We start from the raw sequence: 19,165 nt of genomic DNA, 5'->3' as shown, positions 1-19,165 counted from the left end.
CTTTGTCCCCCTCGAACCCCAGGAGTGACATATGATAGCGAAACTGAAAGCTATTTTTGCAGGTGACGAAACATCCCTGCAAAATAGCCCAGACGACAAACAGACAGCAACTGCTGCCCTTCTTATTGAAGCAGCGCTGGCGGATGAAGATTTTTCAGACAGCGAAGAAAATGCGATTTCTCGCCTGTTGAAACGGCATTTTTCCCTGTCGGGAGATGAAGCTGAGGCCCTGATAGATGAAGCCCGGGAATTGCATAAAAATTCCGACCAAATCCTGTATTTCACCCGCGCCATCAAAGAAAATTTTCCTGTAGATGATCGAATTCAAATTATTGAAATGCTTTGGGAAATTGCCTATGCAGACGGCACTGTCAGTGACTATGAAGCGAACCTGATCCGTCGAATTTGTGGGCTGATCTATGTGGATGATCGCGAGAGCGGGCTTGCAAAAAAACGGGTTATGCAAACGCTTGGCATTACGAGTTAATAACAACTTCTTTGTGTGATTGACAATAAAGGACTTGTTTTCAAGCAGCATTGAAGTTACTCCCTAATTAATAGTCTTAACAAATAATAGAATTCCAAGAGCCGGAGAGAGAGATGACCTACGTCGTTACCGAAAACTGCATCAAATGTAAGTTCATGGACTGCGTGGAAGTCTGCCCAGTAGATTGTTTCTACGAGGGTGAGAACATGCTGGTTATTCATCCTGACGAATGTATTGATTGCGGTGTCTGCGAGCCGGAATGTCCCGCAGAAGCCATTTTGCCTGACACCGAAGATGGCGCCGAAAAGTTCCTTGAGCTGAACCGTGAATATTCGGAAAAATGGCCGAACATTACGGAAAAAGGCGAACAGCCTGCAGATGCCGAAGAATGGAACGGCAAAGAAGGCAAGCTGGAGATGCTGAGCACCAATCCAGGCGAAGGCTGACCTCTCCTCCTTCCGCTCTGCTAATGTCGAAGCTCGCCTCTTATGGCGCGCCCTCGAACAGTATTAGCAATTTAGTGAAATTTGTGATATCATCCGGTAACGGCTGAGAGAATTCGTTCTCTTGGCCCTTTGTCCGTTGTAATTTTATGATGGAAGAACCGGCGGCGCGCCGCCTCTTGATGGAACTTAGGACATTTGCAGCACATAGGCGCTGCTCTTTTTTTGTCCCGGTTTAGACAGTTCCATGAACGAAAGAAGGATTTGAATGACTAAAGAGTTGGAATTCGCACCACTAGACCATATCGTGTATCCGACCCATGGCGTAGGGCAGGTAGTCAGCATTGAAGAACAAGAAATCTCTGGCATGACTTTGACATTGTATGTCGTTGATTTTTCTCATGAAAAAATGACTCTTCGCGTTCCAATTGCCAAAGCGAAAAATGTTGGTATGCGGGCTCTTTCTTCGCCAAAGAAAATGAAAAATGCCCTGGACACCCTAAAAGGGCGTGCCCGTATCAAACGCACCATGTGGAGCCGCCGCGCTCAAGAATATGAAGCAAAGATCAATTCAGGGGATCCAATTCAAATTGCAGAAGTCGTTCGCGACCTGCACCGGAATGACGATCAGCCGGACCAATCCTACAGTGAGCGTCAAATTTACGAAGCCGCCCTCGAGCGTCTTTCACGGGAACTTGCTGTTGTCGAAAAAATTGAAGCCGACGTAGCGACAGAGAAGGTCCAAAAGGTCTTACAAGCCGCCTGAAGATCATGATCTGACAAATGAATACCAAAAAGCCCGATTTTTTTCGGGCTTTTTTACTAAATTTTAATATTATTTCATTCTGGGGCTTGCTAAATCGAATCAGACGATTCATTCTGTTTCTCGATGAAAGCGAATCAACACAGCGAAAAATTTGGGGGCCTTTCCTACGCAAAGCGTGTGTGGGCCATTTCCTGCGTCCATGGCGAAGCCGATAAGCTCCGCCAGCTCCATGAAATTATGGCCAATCGCTGGCAGCAAGGTGATCGCATCGTCTATCTGGGTAATTATCTGGGCCGTGGCGATAATATCATCGGCGTCTTAAACGAAATGCTCCGCTTTAGAGTTGATCGACTTTGTTTGCCGGGCATGATGCCGGAAGACATTGTTTACCTGCGGGGCGCCCAAGAGGAAATGTGGCGCAAGTTACTTCAAATTCAGCTTGCGACTGAACCCAGCCAGGTTTTTGACTGGATGATTGAACACGGTATTGCCGGAACGCTGGAAGCATACGGCGAAAGCGAGGCTGAAGCGCGCGCCTATTTCCGCGAGGGAATATTGGCGACCACCCGTTGGACTGGCCGCTTAAGAGAAAAAATCCAAAGCTATCCGGGCCATAATGATATCCTGATCTCTCTGCGCCGGGCGGCCTATACCATGAACGGTGAACTACTGTTTGTGCATGCCGGAATTGACCCCAGCCGCCCTGTAACCGAACAGTCTGACACTTTTTGGTGGGGTAGCGGATATTTTGATAAAATTGCAGAGCCCTATTCGGGTTTCAAAAAAGTAATTCGCGGCTTTGACCGAACCCATGAAGGGGTTACCGAAACGGAGCATACGGTATCGTTAGACAGCGGCTGTGGCTTTGATGGACCGCTCACCTCCGCCTGTTTTACTCTAGACGGTGAAATCGACGATCTGATCAGTTCAGACTGAGCCGCGATTATTGAAGCCCCGCTCCATAAACCAAGCGCTTGTATAGTTGACCCCGTTTGGGCTCTTCTTTCAAAAATTGTGGATTGAGCAGCAGGAACAGATCTTTCTTCGGTCCAACCTCTGCCATCGGCTGGTATAGATCCTCAAGGGATTGCCCCCATTTAACCGTCGCAACCGACATCATAACGGGCTTGATCTTTGCCGCTTCGGCATATTGAAGGGGCGCAAAGCTACGATAGCTTTCACTATAAGCCTGATCAAAATCATCACTGAATTTGGTGTTTTCGTAAATAAACCGCACAACACGATCATAACCAAAATTTATCAGCACAGCGGTTACATGAACCCGGCGGTTTCCTTTTTTTGCAACGAACCGGGTTTTCGCAGCCAGTGCGCCACCGACCTGAATATTCTCGATCTGATCGACCTGAACATTCTTAAGCCAGATCCTGCGCATATACTGCTCCATTGAAAGATCGCGCAATCCTTTCATATCCATATCAAACCGCATTTGCCCGCCTTTGCCATCGGTCGCAAACACAGCACGAGAAGAATTGATCAACTGATAACCACGCGGGACCATAAATTTAAAACGCAGATCAGGGTGAAGAAACCATCGCCCCTGAATAACGCCCTCTTTCACATCGTCGCCATACAACATGCCATCAATTGCGTTGAGGTAAGTCTGACGGCCATATTTGCGATCCAATTCGTCCTTTGCGCGATTGGCAATCTCCATCGCCTTTTCAATTCGATCTTCTGTTTGCGGATGCGAGGAGAAGAAATCAAACTGCCCGGACCCACCGTCCTTGCCAGCCAGTTTCTTTGAATATTGGGAATGGGCTTCCAAACGGGCCAGAAAATCCCCCATTGCTTCGCGTGGATAGCCTGCAAGACCCAAATACTTGACGCCAAGCTGATCGGCTTCATATTCCTGATCCCGGGAATATCCAGCGATATACGCACCACCAAGAGTTTGCCCAAGCCGCGCAACCTCTCCGCTTTGGGTGAGGATACCAGCAATGGCGCCTAATATCCCGATACCGGTTGCCCTGCCCTGCCGCTGCGCACCGTGACGAGCAATGACATGCCCGACTTCGTGCGCCAGAACACCGGCAACCTCCGCTTCGTTATTTGCCAGCGCCAACAAGCCACGGGTCACATAAACATACCCGCCTGGCAGGGCAAAGGCATTAACAACCGGACTATTCAGGATAGTGACACGCCACGGCTGATCTGCCTTGTCGGTCACAGCAATAATACGGAGAACGATATCGAGCACATATTCGTTCAATCCTTCGCGGATATATTCCCCACCATACTGGGCAACAATACGCGGATGCTGTTGTTCACCGACTTTACTTTCATCCTGAGGTTCAAAAATTGAAAACAGATCCGCTACCCGCGTCGCTTCAGCTGACGCTCCTGGAACCAAACCGAAAACCATGCCGGCACTCATCATCGAGACAAGCGTATTTAATCCGAGCCGCTTCATCTTAACTAATACTGGTTTGGTAGACATTCTTCTCTCCAGCCTATTTACTTTTCACATCCAGAAACTCGACCTGCTCCGGGAAGTTCAACTCCATAAAAGGTCCGTTATAGAACCGCATGTTTCCCCGCACTCTAACCCATGTATTGACGAGCGCATCAAAGTTCCAGCCCATTTCCCTGAACCTACGCTTATTTTCTGTCGAAATCGAGGCAGTAAAGTCTGTGCGCCAGTTCTTCCCGAAATTGAGATAAAGTCGAGAGCCCGATTTTTTAACAGAAAGTATCCGCCCTTCGACAACCTGAAAACCGTCCACTCCCTGCCGAGCGTCAAGGTCTGCCGCCTGCAACACCTGGAAGCGAAACCAAAGCCCCCGCCGGCTCTCGCGGGCCTCCCGTTCAGCAGATAATAATGCCTCTCTCACTGAACGTGGGTAGGGACCCAGTCCATTATATAACGCAAGCCCTTGCTGAGCCCAATAGGCCTGCACCCAACCAAAAGGATGGACAAACAGTTTTCCGCGCTGATCACCGTACTTGTTTGTGGCGGCGCCTTTTTCGACAAAATTTTCCTGCTCCAGCTGGAAGGCTTTTCCCTTCAAAACCTTCAATGGAGACGCGTTCTCTGGCCAATACATTTCTTCCAAAGAAATCCTTCCGCTTTTTTCTGTCTGCAGCGAAAAAGTTGATACCTCTGAAATCTTCCCTTCCTGTAAAGCCTCGCCTGCGCATGAAACGCTTACCCCGGCAATCCAGATGGCAACGCCAATGCTGACCTGATGTACGAACCCCAAACTATCCACCTCCCCTTGTGAAGGAACCATACAACCTTAGAGTGATATAAGCATAGGATTTTCTGTTTTAATTTAACACTATTATTGTGTAATTATTTTTTTTTACATTTTCTAATTGATATTTAAAAATAAACCAATACCTTTAAGGAAATTACAATTCATTCGGAAGTACATCTCATGTTCCAGACTCCTGATTTTACGAGCATCGAAGCAGAAGCCGCCCGGTTGCGTGGGCTTTTTGGTCATCTGGAGGGCGCTCCCTTGTTGGAAGCGCTTCTTGAAAATGGCCTTGCCGGAAAAATCATGATGACGTCTTCCTTTGGTGCCGAAGCGATTGCCCTCCTGGATCTTGTGGCCCAAGTTGATTCGACCATTCCCGTCATTTTCCTCGATACCCGGCGCCTTTTTGGCGAAACATTGCGGTATCAAAGGGACATCACTGAATTGTTAGGCTTGGAAGATGTTCGGATTATCCGTCCGGACAGTGGCCAGCTTGAGCGGATTGATCCGGATGATATGCTTTTTGCATCTGACCCGGATAAATGCTGTGAAATTCGTAAGGTAAAACCGTTGGATAATGCCCTTACGGAATTACAGAAAGCTGGCTTTACAGCATGGATTACAGGCCGCAAACGGTTTCAGGCAAATACCCGCGGAGCCCTTGAAACCATTGAGGCTTCTGACGGCTTCCTGAAGATTAACCCTCTCGCACACTGGACCGATGATGATGTTAAGACGATCGTCCTTGAAAAGAACCTACCGCCCCACCCACTGGTGGCAGACGGCTTTCTTTCAATTGGATGCATGCCCTGCACGGAACGGGTGGCCGCTGGGGGGGATGCCCGGTCTGGCCGATGGGCCGGAAAAGGTAAAACGGAGTGCGGTATCCATGTAAGCCGCACCATATCACCGTTAAATTAAATACATAAAAATACTGTATTTATAATTTAAACTACATTTTTCTTGCGTTATTTATATATTTTCCTATATCTATCTACAGGAAACATCGATTGCGGCAGTTTGGCCGATTAGATCAGGAGACGAACCAATGGCTTTACAAGTTTTCACGGCATCCTTGCTTAAAGAGGGACTGGTTGCTTATCTTTGCATGGAAGGCGAGAGCTGCTTTTGGTCAACTGACTTGAACAAGGCAACTGTTGCGGACGAGGCATCCCTTGAAAGCCTTCAGGCAGCCGCCGATCGGAGCGAAAAAGAGAATATCATCATTGCACCTTATGCAATCGATGTAATCGTAACCGAAACAGGCATTTCTGCTGCCAGTAAACGCGAACAGATCAGGGCTGAAGGACCAACTTTCCGTCTGCCACAATCCGCCCGCGCCATTGAAATTACCGAAGGCCAACACGCGGCCTGACGCCCTAATAAGTCTGAGCAAAAACAATGTATCAATATTCACAGCAGGATCACCAGCTGCTGCTGGAACGGGTATCGCAGTTTCGCGATCAGGTTCAGCGACGGCTCAAAGGCGAGCTTTCAGAAGATGAATTCAAACAGCACCGTCTTCGTAATGGCCTCTATTTGCAGCTTCATGCTTACATGTTGCGTGTTGCGGTTCCATATGGGCTGATTTCGTCAGACCAGATGCGCACCCTCGCCCACATCGCCAGAAAGTACGATAAAGGCTATGGCCATTTCAGTACTCGGCAAAATATTCAGTATAATTGGCCTAAACTTGAAGATGTTCCGGCCATTCTGGATGACCTTGCTGCCGTCGAAATGCACGCTATCCAGACAAGTGGCAATTGCATCAGGAACACAACTTCCGATCCGCTGGCTGGCGTCGCAAGAGACGAGATCGAAGATCCACGGCCTTACTGTGAATTGATCCGTCAGTGGTCAACCTTTCACCCTGAACTGAATTTCCTGCCCAGAAAGTTTAAAATTGCCGTGAGTGGCTCAACGCAGGACCGCGCAGCGGTTGCTGTTCATGATGTCGGTTTGCGGTTGGTAAAAAATGACGCCGACGAACTGGGGCTGGAGGTCTATGTTGGTGGTGGTCTGGGCCGGACACCAATGATCGGAAAACTTATCCGTCCGTTTCTCCCTGTCCATGACATGCTGACCTATCTGGAAGCCATTTTGCGTGTGTACAATATGGAAGGCCGTCGCGACAACCTGTATAAGGCACGGATTAAAATCCTGGTTCACGAAACAGGCGAAGAGGCGTTCCGGGAAAAAGTAGAAGCAGAATGGGAGCGGATTAAGAAATCTGGTCTTGCCCTTCGCAATCAGGACATTGAAGGCATAAAAGCGCATTTCAAAGATCCTGACTACGAAGAATTAAGTGATTTTGACGATGCTTTCGACAAAGAAGTCATCACGGACCCTGAGTTCGCCAAATGGGCGGAAAAAAATCTGGAACTTCATAAAAAGTCTGGATATCGCGTTGTTTACCTGTCCCTGAAATCCAGGAACCAACCTCCGGGTGATGTAACGGCCGATCAGATGGATGCAATTGCAGATCTGGCTGACCGGTATAGTTTGGGTCAAATCAGATCCACGCATCGTCAAAATCTGGTTCTGACGGATGTTAAACTTAGCGAACTGCATGATCTTTGGCAGGAATTAAAAGCCCTGGATCTGGCGACCCCAAACTACAATCATCTGACGGACATCATTACATGTCCCGGTATGGACTATTGTGCACTCGCTACCGCCCGCTCCATCCCGATTTCCCAAGCACTGACCGAACGGTTCGATGCCTATGATTTTATTAATGACCTTGGGGATGTGAGCCTGAATATTTCTGGCTGCATTAATGCCTGCGGTCACCATCACGTGGCAAATATCGGTATTCTTGGCGTCAACAAAAAAGGCGTTGAAGTCTATCAGATCACCTTGGGCGGCAGTGCCCGCGAAGATGCATCAATCGGCAAAATTATTGGCCCTGCCTTTACAGCGGACGAGATTGTGGACGCTGTCAGCACCTTGCTCGATGTGTATCTTGAACAACGCGATGATGCCTCTGAAACCTTCCTGGAAACCTACCGGCGCATTGGTCAGGATCCGTTTAAGGAGAAGCTATATGGGTAAGTATATCCTTGACCGGAAACCGGCTGACGACAACTGGACGCCGTTCACAGGTCTGGAAGAACTGGATACGCTTCCTTCCGGTGATATCTACATCCCTCTGTCTGAATGGAAAGAACGGCGCGACGAGCTGCTGAAGCGAAACAGCAGGCTAGGTGTCATTCTGGAAAATACTGACGATGTAAACGACATTGCCGAGGATTTGGAAAGACTGGATCTTGTGGTTTTACAATTTCCGAAAATGTCTGACGGACGCGCCTACACCCAGGCCCGATTGTTAAGAGAGCGATTGGGCTACAAAGGCGAAATCCGAGCGGTTGGCGATGTTCTAAGGGACGACGTTTTTTACATGCAAAGATGTGGCTTCAATGCGTTTGAGTTACGCGATGATCAAGATGTCAATTCTGTCCTCAAAGCCTTTGATGAAATAACCGTAACCTATCAACCGGCCGCCGACGAAGATCTGCCGATCTGGCGGCGCTGATCGTTGACCTATGAAATATCGTTTCTTTCCCGATATTTCATTCTAGAAAGCACCTGGCAACCTCCCCCGCTTATGGCCAGGTGCTTTTCTATTCTCTCACAAATCTTTCTTGATTTTGGGCCAGTTTTCAGTCCCGGCACTAATATATCCGGGAATGTCCTTTTCCCAGATTTCCTGAACCCCTTTTGAATAATTCAGGTAGAGTTTACCTTCCACGATCGACCAGGCTTCGGGGATCACACTGGCTGTATATCCCTGCGACACCGCATAGGCACAATATCCCCCAAATTGAGGTGCATATTGGGACGGGTCTTTGGCAAACAGATCCCGATTTGCCGCACTGGAAAATCGCCAGTTTACCCCCTGCCACTTATGCTTGAACGCGCTTAGTCCCTCAACCGGGCGACTTTCCGTGAAATACGCGACGACGTCATATCCTTCAGCTGCCCAACCGAAAACAGTCGTCCGATAAGGTTGTTCTTCTCCCGCCGATAGACTCCCCGCATAAAATATCAAAAAGAAGAGTGCAGAATATTTTAAAAGCGCTTTAGTGAACATCTGTCAATTGCCCTTCCAATTTCATTAGAAGACGTAAAAGTAACGCAAACCATCTGAAAAGGCTTTTGACATTATTGTGAAAATCGAGACTATTCTTGCTTTTCGGATGCTCGGCCCAGCAATGGGAATATAAGAAATCCACCGACAAAACCTGCCAGATGGGCCGCCCACGAGATACTGTTCCCCTCACCGGCCAGCAAGGCTCCAAGGGGCGTCAATCCGATCACAAGATTAAGACCCATCATCACGCCAATGAACGCGACTATTTTTTTCAGGCCAAATCTGGGAAGCAGAAGCCAGACGGAAGCCCCCATCATTCCAAAAACAGCGCCTGATGCACCGATTAGGTAAGCGCTTGTATCAGCCGCCGTCGTCAAATATTCCCCGACAGCCCCCAGCCAGCCACATAGAAAAAAAACGACGAAAAAGGCGATTTTCCCCTTCGCACGCTCTACCAATGCACCGAATGCCAGCAACATGAATGCATTTGTCAGCAAATGCATGAAGTCCGCATGTAGAAAAAGATGACTGCTTAAATTCAACAGCGTCTTAATGGAACCGTTCAGGGATGGATCCGCCAGAAAACCGGCGAACCGATCCGTGCTAAAAGCCATTGTTCCATACAGCCATTCAACTGTCGCCTGATCGGCGACCGTCAGCATAATATGTAAAATAATCAGGGACGCAGCTGTATACAAACTGGCGGGCGGCGCATTAAACGCCTTCTCTTCATTTTCTTCCACTGCGTCCTCGCTGGTACAATAGGGGAATCTCTGTCACTGCCCCTAACCTATTCACCGAAAGATAAAACTTCAACGATGAAGCAAAGTATTCTTCCAGCGCTGTTACTTCATTTTACTTCTGAAATCGGGTTTACGCTTTTCATTGAACGCATTTACCCCTTCACGGGATTCATCTGTTTCATAATAGAGCTTGAGCGCTTGCATGCCCATACCCGATATCGCACGGATATTCTCGCTATCCAGATTGAAGGATTTTTTAGCAATCGAAATCGCTGTCGGACTTTTATCCAAAATCTCGGCGCACCATTGCTCTACTTCAGCATCCAGCCTGTCATGAGGGACAACCGTATTCACCAAGCCCATTTTTTCGGCCTCATGAGCAGTATAACGACGGTTCAAATACCAGATTTCCCGGGCTTTTTTTTCACCGACAACCCGCGCCAGATAGGCTGTTCCAAATCCCGGATCAACCGAACCAACTTTTGGGCCAACCTGGCCGAACTGGGCTTTTTCAGAAGCAATAGTCAAATCACAAATCGTCGCCAGAACATTGCCTCCACCGATTGCAAACCCTTGAACACGGGCGATAACCGGTTGAGGGATATCCCGGATCAGACTTTGCAATTCCTCAACCGGCAGGCCAATCGTTCCGCGGCCGTCATATTGCCCATCATGGGCAGACTGGTCGCCGCCTGTACAAAAGGCCTTTTCACCGGCGCCGGTTAGAACAATAACGCCAATCTCTTTGTTCCAGGCGGCTTTATGAAAAGCCTGGATAAGTTCCTCAACAGTTTGTGCCCGAAACGCGTTGTATTTTTCTGGCCGGTTAATGGTAATCCACGCAGCGCCATTTTTTTCTTCGTAAATGATATCTTCAAAAGACATTTTCTTGTTCCTTCTTATCCTGCCATTGTCAGGCCACCAGAAACACTGATGACCTGCCCCGTAATGTAACTTGCTTCTTCACTTGCTAGAAAAGTAACGATACCGCCAAAATCCTCTGGCTGCCCCAGCCTTTTAAAAGGAATGGCACGTTTCAGTCCTTCATAAATTTTTTGCCCCATCTCGCCTTCCCCAATAAAATCATTAAGGATTGCGGTATCTGAGGGGCCCGGACAAACAACGTTCACATTAACATTCTTACGAGCAAGCTCGCGGGCAAGCGTTTTGGAAAAGGCAACCATTCCGCCCTTACAAGCAGAATATACACCCTCTCCACTGGATCCCACACGCGCAGCATCAGATGCAATTGTTATAATTTTTCCAGATCCGCGTTCTGCCATACCGCTGGCAACGGCATGGGTCATATGTAACGGCCCCCACAAATTAATCCCTACAATTTTCTCCCACAAGGCTTTGTCTGTTTGCAGAAAATTCCCGACCTGATCCCAGCCCGCGTTGTTGACAAGAATATCAGTCTGACCATGAGCCTTTTCAAAGGCGGCAACCGCATTAATAACAGCCTGCTGGTCTGATATATCCACAGCATAGGCTTTGGCGTTCTTGCCGATTTTTTTCGCCACCTTGCTGGCCGCATCAAGGTTCAGATCAAACACCCCGACGGTCACGTCTTCTTCAGCCAAGCGGGCACAAATAGCACTCCCCAGACCGCCACCGCCGCCTGTGACGATTGCCGTTTTACCTGTTAAGCCCTTCATTGATTTTCTCCCAGTTTTTCTCTCGCAATTATCATTTTCATTATCTGCGCGGTTCCATCCCCGATCTGCAATCCAAGAACATCCCGCAATCTCTGTTCGAACAGGTAGTCTTTCCCGTATCCGCCATGCCCATGTAACAACAGGCATTGATGAACGATCTCAAAGGCCAACTTTGGCGGCCACCATTTGCACATGGCCGCTTCTTTGGTATGGGGTAGCCCCTGGTCCTTCAACCACAGCGTTTTCTGACAAAGAAGGCGGGCCGCATCAAGATACGTCTGCGCTTCCGCCAAGGGGAAGGTTACGCCCTGATTGACACTGATTGGCCTCCCAAAGGCTTCTCTTTGCTGAACATAGGACCAGGTTTCGTCAAGAGACTGCGACGCCACTGCCAGACATTGCAATCCTATAAGAGCGCGACTGAAATCGAACCCTTCCATAACCTGCGAGAAAGCTTTGTTTTCTTCACCCAATTGATGGTCAGCGGGAACAAAACAATCGTCAAAGAAAATCGACCCCCGGCCGATACACCGCTGTCCCAGATCATCAAAACGGCCCACCTCAATGCCATCCCAATTCATTTCAACCAAAAATGCGCTAACACCACGGGCACGGCTGTCTGTGGCCCCTGTCCGGGCAAACACAATCATGATGTCAGCCTGATCGGCCATCGAAATTGAGGTTTTCTCTCCGTTTAATAAGAACCCGCCGTCCGTTTTGCGCGCCTTAAGCTGTAGATTGGCCGCATCTGAACCGCCCCCCGGTTCAGTCAGGGCGACCCCAAGAATGGCCTCACCTGCACAGATCCGCGGGATCCATTTTTGGGCCAGCTCTGGGGACGCATAGCCTGCTAGAATCTGACTGTTCAATGATCCCAGCAACTGGACATAGGCCATATTGAAATCATTGGCTGCAATGGCTTCGATGATGAGGCCGGTCGTAAGATGATCAACGCCTGACCCTCCCAGCTCTTCGGGTTGTTCCGACGCAATCAATCCCAATGCGCCCATCTTTCGGGTCAGGTCTCTTGAAAATTGTCCCGACTTGTCACGCGCTTGATAACCGGGGGCAACCTCATTCACTGAGAATTGCCGAGCAGCCTCCAGAATAGATTGCTGATCTTCACTTAATGAAAAGTCCATGGGTGTTCTCCACCTTTTTATTTACTGGCCCAAGTGTTGTTTGAAAAATTTATTATGTCAATATATTGATTGTTTTTAATCCACAATCCTTTATTCTACCTCACCATGATAGATGAATTAAGCAATAAGTTGTTCTTTCGCTTATATCAAACAGCGAACATGTTGAACAAAGTGGGAAGTCGGGCACTTGAGTCTGAACAGATAACCACGCAGCAATGGTCAATTATTGGCGCCTTGTCGCGAGAGACGGCTTGTTCAGGCATGACAGTCTCTGAACTGTGTGATTATCTGATGGTCAGCCGGCAGAATATGACCGGCTTACTGAGCCGCCTGGAAGAACGTCAACTCCTAACCCGAACCATCGACCCCTCGGATAACAGGTCCCGACGCATCAGCCTGACGAATAAGGGAGAGGAATTGTGGGATGTTATTAAACCGCTGATCAATGACTTCTACGACCACTCCCTACAGGGGATGTCTTTTGACGACCGTATCGCCTGCGTTCACTATATGAACAAACTTCTGCAAAACATGAAGCGTCTGGATAACGAACAGAACGCCTAACATTCACGAAAGATGGTGTTCTTTCATTTTTTTAGACAGTGATTGAAGGTCCGCATTGGACAAAGTGTCCTGAGCATAAGAAATCAACGTCTCACTTTCCCATTTTGCGTGCCGCGCCACGCCTTCCAACAGCGTTGTTAGATTCAACTCCAGCCGCAGTGGGTTTACAAGAATATGACCCTTGCAAAGGGGCTTCAGGTCGGCCAAAACAAACTCGATCAAATCAATATCAAATTTGTGCTCTCTACTGGCAAATTCGATATTCTTTTGTAATTCCCTCCCGCCAGCTGATTGAAGCAGGCGCGGGAAAAGCTCCTGCTGCTCATCTTTAATAAGAAGGGGAAGCTGACTGGTCAGAAACATGTAGAGCCGAGCGGCTAATTCCTGCCCTTGCGGGGAACACATGGTCTGAAAAATATCGGGTCTCAGAAAATAGTGGCAGATGTCGATATGTCGCTTATGTTCCTGCTGTAAGTATGTAAGCGGAAATTCCAGTTCCTCAACGGGTAAGGGCTGGCATACATCCCTTAAAGGCTGACTTATCGGCACCATTTCTCCCTCCCCTGCAGCAGTCTGGTTACCAGATTTGCCCTATATGAGAGAAACGTACATTGACTTCAGTCAAGTCCCGGCTTTTATTTCATATCAATCGCTGACGGCAATAAACGCGTTGGGGCAACGCCTAAAAATCAATCGATCTCGTCTTGTTTGGCCAACAGAATATCAGTTGCATTTTTCAGATCCTGATCATCTTCCAATGCATCCAGCAGATTTTGGCGCACCTCCACCAACGCATCCATGGCCTGCTGAGCCACGTCATCGGACATCCCGGCAAAGGCCAACTTGTTCACCTCGACACCACAGGCAGCCAGTATCCGCCCAATTGGGATTGCCGCCTCTTTTAGCAACACCCGTTTTACCCGGCGGTCTTCCGCATCCACACAGCGCTCCACCAGCCCGCGCGCTTCCAGGCGTTCGACCAACCCACCAACAGTAACAGTTCCAACCCCCATTCGCCGCGCAATTTCGTTTTGCGGCAGATTATCTTCAACAAACAATTGCGCCAGAACCCAAGCCTGAGACGTAGTCAGCCCATGGGGAGACATTAAACGGTCAAATAACCGGGCGCGGAACCGTGCAATATCGCTAAAAACAAACCCTGCTCTGTGATCCTTGTAATCCATGCCCTGTCCTTTTGGCGCATTCACGCCCTCGCTACCAATTCCGCACATTGCAAAATCAACCAACCAGAAGCCAAACCGGAAAATAATAAGCTTGCTTATTAATTTTTCGGCCGCTAATTTATCACCACTTCATTCACCGTTACTTGCCTCAAAATAAAAACGAACAGGGCAAGTAGCCAAGCGTGAATCTCAGAAGTGTTGATAACTTTGCATCATTGATTTTCTTTTGCAAACAACATCCCCCTGAGACAAGCTGGTTCAGAAGAATGAATATTTTTACAGGTCAAGATTGGCAAGAAAAATAAAAATACTTTGATGGTAAGGAGAAAAATGTGGCAGCCGGAATATTAGCCTACGGCGGGTATATCCCCAAAAGCCGATTACAGCGGAGTGAAATCTTCAAAGCCCATGCCTGGGTCAACCCGGGTTTGAAAGGACTTTCAAAAGGGGAACGATCTTCTGCCAACTGGGATGAAGATAGCATTACTATGGCTGTTGAGGCTGGACGCGACTGCCTTACCGCCCTCGATCGGGACGATCTCTCTGCCGTTTATCTTGCCTCGACAACCTTTCCGTTTATGGATCGCCAGAATGCTGGTGTTGTCGCCGACGCCCTTAATTTGAAAACCGGCCTGCAGACACTGGACTTTGCGTCCTCGCAGCGGGCCGGAAGTTCTGCGCTTTGCACAGCATTAAAAGCGGCGAACGGTGCCGATGCCCCCATATTGGTGACCGCTTCCGAAAAACGCAGGACAAAGGCGGCAAGCCCCTTGGAATTCACGTCCGGTGACGGAGCCGCCGCCTTGTTGATCGGCGAAGGTGATGTCATTGCAACTTGTCTTGGCCAACACTCAGAGACCGTTGATTTCGTGGACCATTTCCGCGGCGAAGATGAAAGTTTTGATTATAGCTGGGAAGAACGCTGGGTCCGGGACGAGGGATATTTCAAAATTGTCCCTGCCGCGATCAACGGCGTTCTGGAAAAATCGGGCGTTCGCGCTCAGGACATCACAACCTTCTGCTTTCCTGCCGCCGCCCGGAACGTCTCCGCCGGAATAGCAAAGAAAGTTGGCATCGCCCCCGAGTGTGTTGCCGACAACATGCAGGCCAACTGCGGTGAAACAGGAACAGCCCATGCCCTCGTCATGTTGGTCAAAGAGTTGGAAACAGCAAAGCCGGGCGATAAAATTCTTGTCGCCAGCTTTGGTCAGGGAAGTGACGCCCTCATATTTGAGGTAACTGATGCTATCTCATCCTTGCCTGCCCGTACTGGTATAACCGGATCACTGGCGCGCAGAAAAGAAGAGAACAACTATAACCGCTTCCTCGCCTTCAACAATCTTATCACAATGGAATTGGGGATCCGGGCTGAAGTGGACAAGAATACGGGCTTAAGTACTTTGTACCGGAACCGTAAGATGGCACAGCGCATGCTGGGCGGAAAATGTACAAAATGCGGCACTGCGCAATTCCCGAAAGCCAGAATGTGCGTCAATGAAAACTGCGGTGAAATTGACAGTCAGGAAGAGTACGCTTTTGCTGACAAAATCGCGACTATGAACTCATACACCGCGGATCGATTGACTTTCTCGCCTGATCCACCTGCTTACTATGGTATGATACAGTTTGAAGAAGGCGGTCGCCTGATGAGTGATTTCACCGATATTGACCCAAAGGATGAGCTCACGGTTGGCCTGAAAATGAAAATGGTGTTTCGTATCAAGGATTACGATCACAAACGCGGTTTCCGTCGCTACTTCTGGAAGGCGACCCCACTCGACGCCACAACTAAAGGAGAATAACCCATGGCTACTGGTATCAAAGACAAAGTTGCAATTCTCGGTATGGGTTGTTCGGCGTTTGGAGAACGTTGGAACGATAATGCTGAAGACCTGATTGTTGAAGCGTTTATCGAAGCGATTGAAGATGCGGGTATCGATAAAAGTCGGATTGACGCCGCCTGGTTTGGGACGGGCATTGAAGAACAGCATGTTGGAAAGTCAGCCGTTCCTCTTTCCATGGCCCTTCGCCTTCCCAATATTCCTGTCACTCGCGTTGAAAATTATTGTGCGAGTGGCTCGGAAGCGTTCCGGGGCGCTGTGTATGCTGTTGCCTCTGGCGCCGCAGATATTGCAATGGCGGTTGGTGTAGAAAAACTGAAGGACACAGGCTATGGCGGCCTGCCCCAACGGGGCCGTGGGTCGGTCAATGACATGTTCTGGGCCAATGCCTCCGCGCCGGGCTCGTTCGCACAACTGGCAACTGCCTATCGGGCGAAACATGATATTGGTGCCAGTGACCTCAAACGGGCGATGGCGCATATCTCCGTCAAAAGCCACGACAACGGATCTCGTAATCCCAAAGCGCATCTGCGCAACAAGATTGACGAAGACAAGGTTATGAACGCCCCGATGATCGCAGAGCCCCTTGGGTTGTTCGATTGCTGTGGTGTTAGTGATGGCTCTGCCGTCGCCATTGTAACGACACCAGAAATTGCCAAATCTTTGGGTAAAAAAGACCTGGTGACAGTGAAAGCCATGCAACTTTCAGCGTCAAACGGACGTGAAGCTCAGCATAATTCATGGGATGGAAGTCATTTCGTCACCACCCGCGCCGCGGCCAAACGCGCCTATAAAGAAGCGGGTATCACAAAGCCCAGGGATCAGATCAGTCTCTTTGAGGTGCATGACTGCTTTTCGATTACCGAATTGGTCACGATGGAAGATCTTTTCATTTCGGATGAAGGCCGCGCGGTATTTGATATCATGGACGGATTCTATGATGCTGACGGGAAAATTCCCTGCCAGATTGACGGTGGCCTCAAATGTTTTGGTCACCCGATCGGTGCATCCGGCCTTCGCATGATTTACGAAATGTATCTGCAGATGAACGGCCGTGCTGGTGAAAGACAGCGTCAGGACGAACCGGTTTTCGGCATGACCCATAATCTGGGGGGCTTCCCGCATCAGAATATCTGCTCTTTGACGATTGTCGGCAAAGAAGGCGCCTGACATATTCATTCAGCAAAAGACAAAAAACCCGGCTTTACCAGCCGGGTTTTTCTTTGCCGTAAGAACATCAAAAATGCGTGGGTGATTTCGACCGCTTCCGCTAGTATCCTGATAATGCATTTTGCATCAAAGGATCACGCCAGTGAAATTTCATACCCTCCCCATCGAAAAAATATATGTGCCGACAGCTCGAAAAAAATTGCTCGATGAAAGCAAAGTGGAAGTCTTGGCGGAAGACATTCTTGAAAATGGCCAGAAAACACCTATTCAGGTTCGGCAAGGCAAAGACCGGTATGTCCTTGTCGAGGGATATCATCGACTGCAGGCCTGCCATTTATTAGGGGAAGAAACCATCAACGCCTATTTGGTCCAGGCTAAAAAATTCTAAAAACCCAGTAGTCACAAAAAAGGGGTAGACTTACGTCCACCCCTTTCATCGTTATACCAAGTGGTATTAGAAGGACAGTGCTGTCCCTACGAAGAAGATCGTAGCTTCGTCGCCTTCTGTACCAACAAGAGCGTCTTCGCCTTTGAAATACTGAACACCACCGAACGCTGTGATACCTGGGCCGAGGATGTATTTACCACCGACGACAACCGCATCAAGCTCACCGTCTGCTGCGTTATCAAGTTCTACGCGTGCATACTGAACACCAACTGTCCAAGGGCCCTGACCATAAGTCACACCCAGGTTCCAGTCATGACGTTCACGGTCTTGTGTGTCTGCGTCATTGTCTGTGAATTTGTAAGCACCACCGACTTTAAAGCCTGCGAAACCAACCTGAACACCCGCTGAAATCTCTTCCAGATCATCAATTGTTGAAGATGTGATGATGTCATAACCAAGAGACGCCTTAACAGAAACACTGTTGAAAGTGTTGATGTAGTTTACGCCAACAGAATAGGCTTCGTCTTCAACGCCTTCATCCTGAATTGGTGTGTACGGGCTGTTACCGCCAGATGTACCCGTTTCTTCGTCCGCATCAGGTGTATATGACGCACCGATCTGGAAACCAGAGAAACGAGGTGTGAAATAAGTGATTTTATCCGCGTCACTAACTTCAGTTGGGGCTGTTGATGGTGTTGTAAATCCGCCGGCTTCCGCATTTGGATCGTTAAGACCCCATGCTACAACTGGTTCTGGAGATGCAAAGTGCATCAAATATGCCGCGCTGTTTTCTGAACCGATATTGACGCGACCGAAGGCGCCTTCAACAAACATGAAAGTTTCGTCAACCTGATCGCCTGTTGCGCGCGCTTCAAGCTGAATGTTCACACCAAACTTCAAACCGTTGTCCAGAACTGTCGAACCAGTGAAGTGCACTTCACCTTCGTGACGAATGTCAGTTGGAAGCTGGTTTGTGTCTGTATCATAGTCTGCCGCTATGAAAGACGTCTGGAGGTAACCACCCAGGCTTAGTTTGATTTTGTCTGCCGCATTCGCGGAACCTGTAGTCAGGGCTGTCGCAGCAAGCAAGGCTGTCGTACCCAATACGATTTTTTTCATCTTTATCTCCACTCCCACCTGCGGGAGCTAAACTGTGTTTGAGGGAAGGCCACAGAGGCCCTTACGGCACGACGAGAAGAATCATGCTGCTCCTTCTTTTACTTCCGATCCGGCATCAAATAGAAGTGATGATGGTCACACGTGCTAAGCAGCAAAAATCTGATCTTTCAGATGTGCCTTTTCAGCAACAGTACAAATTCAGACATTCCAGTCGCTCAAATAGACGCCAACAAGCGCCGAACTCAGCCATTTTTGGGTCAACGGAGCATTTCATGCGACCCGTAAAGAACAGCAGTTGCGTTTCTAAGGCGGCTCCAAAAATGTATGGATTGTGACCCTTCGTTCA

At 48.8% G+C, this 19,165-nt stretch carries 22 protein-coding genes; 12 read left to right on the top strand and 10 right to left on the bottom strand.

From position 1 onward, the window contains the following. Nucleotides 1-31 precede the first annotated feature (31 nt). The 4 genes from OIR97_RS03650 to OIR97_RS03635 all read left to right on the top strand — a co-directional run bounded on the left by OIR97_RS03650 (nt 32) and on the right by OIR97_RS03635 (nt 2,632). Nucleotides 32-487: a tellurite resistance TerB family protein gene (locus tag OIR97_RS03650; protein ID WP_169546318.1), complete on the top strand. Its 456-nt coding sequence runs from the start codon at nt 32-34 to the stop codon at nt 485-487. Nucleotides 488-600: 113 nt separating this feature from the next. Continuing rightward, nucleotides 601-933, top strand: coding sequence for a ferredoxin FdxA (fdxA, locus tag OIR97_RS03645; protein ID WP_169546317.1), 333 nt, complete (start codon nt 601-603; stop codon nt 931-933). 265 nt (nt 934-1,198) lie between these two features. Further along, nucleotides 1,199-1,696 (top strand): CarD family transcriptional regulator, encoded by a 498-nt coding sequence (locus OIR97_RS03640; RefSeq protein ID WP_169546316.1) that lies wholly within the window; start codon nt 1,199-1,201, stop codon nt 1,694-1,696. Nucleotides 1,697-1,819: 123 nt separating this feature from the next. Then, complete coding sequence (locus tag OIR97_RS03635) at nt 1,820-2,632, top strand: hypothetical protein (RefSeq protein WP_169546315.1); 813 nt, start codon at nt 1,820-1,822, stop codon at nt 2,630-2,632. 7 nt (nt 2,633-2,639) lie between these two features. On the opposite strand, the gene OIR97_RS03630 is transcribed toward OIR97_RS03635, so the two are convergent. Together OIR97_RS03630 and OIR97_RS03625 are read right to left on the bottom strand one after the other, a co-directional pair. Next, a complete protein-coding gene (locus tag OIR97_RS03630; RefSeq protein ID WP_169546314.1) occupies nt 2,640-4,154 on the bottom strand; it encodes a M48 family metalloprotease in 1,515 nt (504 codons plus the stop codon). Nucleotides 4,155-4,167: 13 nt separating this feature from the next. After that, entirely contained in the window at nt 4,168-4,917 is a 750-nt protein-coding gene (locus OIR97_RS03625; protein WP_169546313.1) for a single stranded DNA-binding domain-containing protein, read from the bottom strand. Between the two features lie 177 nt (nt 4,918-5,094). Here OIR97_RS03625 and OIR97_RS03620 point away from each other — a divergent pair, with 177 nt between their 5' ends. From OIR97_RS03620 to OIR97_RS03605, 4 genes are all read left to right on the top strand, one after another. Then, complete coding sequence (locus OIR97_RS03620; RefSeq protein WP_169546312.1) at nt 5,095-5,838, top strand: phosphoadenylyl-sulfate reductase; 744 nt, start codon at nt 5,095-5,097, stop codon at nt 5,836-5,838. 127 nt (nt 5,839-5,965) lie between these two features. Then, complete coding sequence (locus OIR97_RS03615; protein WP_169546311.1) at nt 5,966-6,292, top strand: DUF2849 domain-containing protein; 327 nt, start codon at nt 5,966-5,968, stop codon at nt 6,290-6,292. Between the two features lie 26 nt (nt 6,293-6,318). Further along, complete coding sequence (locus OIR97_RS03610) at nt 6,319-7,971, top strand: nitrite/sulfite reductase (protein ID WP_169546310.1); 1,653 nt, start codon at nt 6,319-6,321, stop codon at nt 7,969-7,971. Then, the gene (locus OIR97_RS03605; protein ID WP_169546309.1) at nt 7,964-8,452 is read left to right on the top strand and encodes a DUF934 domain-containing protein; all 489 of its coding nucleotides are present in this window, start codon (nt 7,964-7,966) and stop codon (nt 8,450-8,452) included. Before OIR97_RS03610 ends, OIR97_RS03605 begins: the two co-directional genes overlap by 8 nt. A gap of 96 nt (nt 8,453-8,548) precedes the next feature. Here OIR97_RS03605 and OIR97_RS03600 read toward each other — a convergent pair whose 3' ends face one another. The 5 genes from OIR97_RS03600 to aliB form a co-directional block, all read right to left on the bottom strand. Further along, nucleotides 8,549-9,010 carry a YHS domain-containing (seleno)protein gene (locus OIR97_RS03600; protein ID WP_169546308.1) on the bottom strand — a complete coding sequence of 154 codons (462 nt, stop codon included), beginning with the start codon at nt 9,008-9,010 and terminating at the stop codon, nt 8,549-8,551. 89 nt (nt 9,011-9,099) lie between these two features. Further along, a complete protein-coding gene (locus tag OIR97_RS03595) occupies nt 9,100-9,753 on the bottom strand; it encodes a rhomboid family intramembrane serine protease (RefSeq protein ID WP_169546307.1) in 654 nt (217 codons plus the stop codon). Nucleotides 9,754-9,855: 102 nt separating this feature from the next. Next, a complete protein-coding gene (gene badI, locus OIR97_RS03590; RefSeq protein ID WP_169546306.1) occupies nt 9,856-10,638 on the bottom strand; it encodes a 2-ketocyclohexanecarboxyl-CoA hydrolase in 783 nt (260 codons plus the stop codon). 14 nt (nt 10,639-10,652) lie between these two features. Next, nucleotides 10,653-11,411, bottom strand: coding sequence for a glucose 1-dehydrogenase (locus tag OIR97_RS03585; RefSeq protein WP_169546305.1), 759 nt, complete (start codon nt 11,409-11,411; stop codon nt 10,653-10,655). Next, nucleotides 11,408-12,553, bottom strand: coding sequence for a cyclohexanecarboxyl-CoA dehydrogenase (gene aliB / locus OIR97_RS03580; protein WP_169546304.1), 1,146 nt, complete (start codon nt 12,551-12,553; stop codon nt 11,408-11,410). Before aliB ends, OIR97_RS03585 begins: the two co-directional genes overlap by 4 nt. A gap of 105 nt (nt 12,554-12,658) precedes the next feature. On the opposite strand from aliB, the gene OIR97_RS03575 reads away from it, so the two are divergent. Next, a complete protein-coding gene (locus tag OIR97_RS03575) occupies nt 12,659-13,117 on the top strand; it encodes a MarR family transcriptional regulator (protein WP_169546303.1) in 459 nt (152 codons plus the stop codon). A gap of 3 nt (nt 13,118-13,120) precedes the next feature. Here OIR97_RS03575 and OIR97_RS03570 read toward each other — a convergent pair whose 3' ends face one another. Both OIR97_RS03570 and OIR97_RS03565 read right to left on the bottom strand, forming a co-directional pair. Continuing rightward, nucleotides 13,121-13,669 carry a hypothetical protein gene (locus OIR97_RS03570; RefSeq protein WP_169546302.1) on the bottom strand — a complete coding sequence of 183 codons (549 nt, stop codon included), beginning with the start codon at nt 13,667-13,669 and terminating at the stop codon, nt 13,121-13,123. A gap of 137 nt (nt 13,670-13,806) precedes the next feature. Next, the gene (locus OIR97_RS03565; protein WP_219821774.1) at nt 13,807-14,364 is read right to left on the bottom strand and encodes a MarR family winged helix-turn-helix transcriptional regulator; all 558 of its coding nucleotides are present in this window, start codon (nt 14,362-14,364) and stop codon (nt 13,807-13,809) included. 269 nt (nt 14,365-14,633) lie between these two features. Here OIR97_RS03565 and OIR97_RS03560 point away from each other — a divergent pair, with 269 nt between their 5' ends. The 3 genes from OIR97_RS03560 to OIR97_RS03550 all read left to right on the top strand — a co-directional run bounded on the left by OIR97_RS03560 (nt 14,634) and on the right by OIR97_RS03550 (nt 17,700). Beyond that, entirely contained in the window at nt 14,634-16,103 is a 1,470-nt protein-coding gene (locus tag OIR97_RS03560) for a hydroxymethylglutaryl-CoA synthase family protein (RefSeq protein ID WP_169546301.1), read from the top strand. A 3-nt stretch (nt 16,104-16,106) separates the two neighbouring features. Further along, complete coding sequence (locus tag OIR97_RS03555) at nt 16,107-17,312, top strand: acetyl-CoA acetyltransferase (RefSeq protein WP_169546300.1); 1,206 nt, start codon at nt 16,107-16,109, stop codon at nt 17,310-17,312. A 142-nt stretch (nt 17,313-17,454) separates the two neighbouring features. Continuing rightward, nucleotides 17,455-17,700 (top strand): ParB N-terminal domain-containing protein, encoded by a 246-nt coding sequence (locus OIR97_RS03550; protein WP_169546299.1) that lies wholly within the window; start codon nt 17,455-17,457, stop codon nt 17,698-17,700. Between the two features lie 66 nt (nt 17,701-17,766). Here the strand turns inward: OIR97_RS03550 and OIR97_RS03545 are convergent, their stop codons facing one another. Beyond that, a complete protein-coding gene (locus tag OIR97_RS03545; protein ID WP_169546298.1) occupies nt 17,767-18,819 on the bottom strand; it encodes a porin in 1,053 nt (350 codons plus the stop codon). Between the last annotated feature and the right edge of the window lie 346 nt (nt 18,820-19,165).

Source organism: Sneathiella aquimaris (genome assembly GCF_026409565.1).
GTDB classification, from domain to species: Bacteria; Pseudomonadota; Alphaproteobacteria; order Sneathiellales; family Sneathiellaceae; genus Sneathiella; species Sneathiella aquimaris.
Note: the sequence above shows the minus strand (reverse complement) of the source record. Positions and strands in the feature narration are given on the sequence as shown.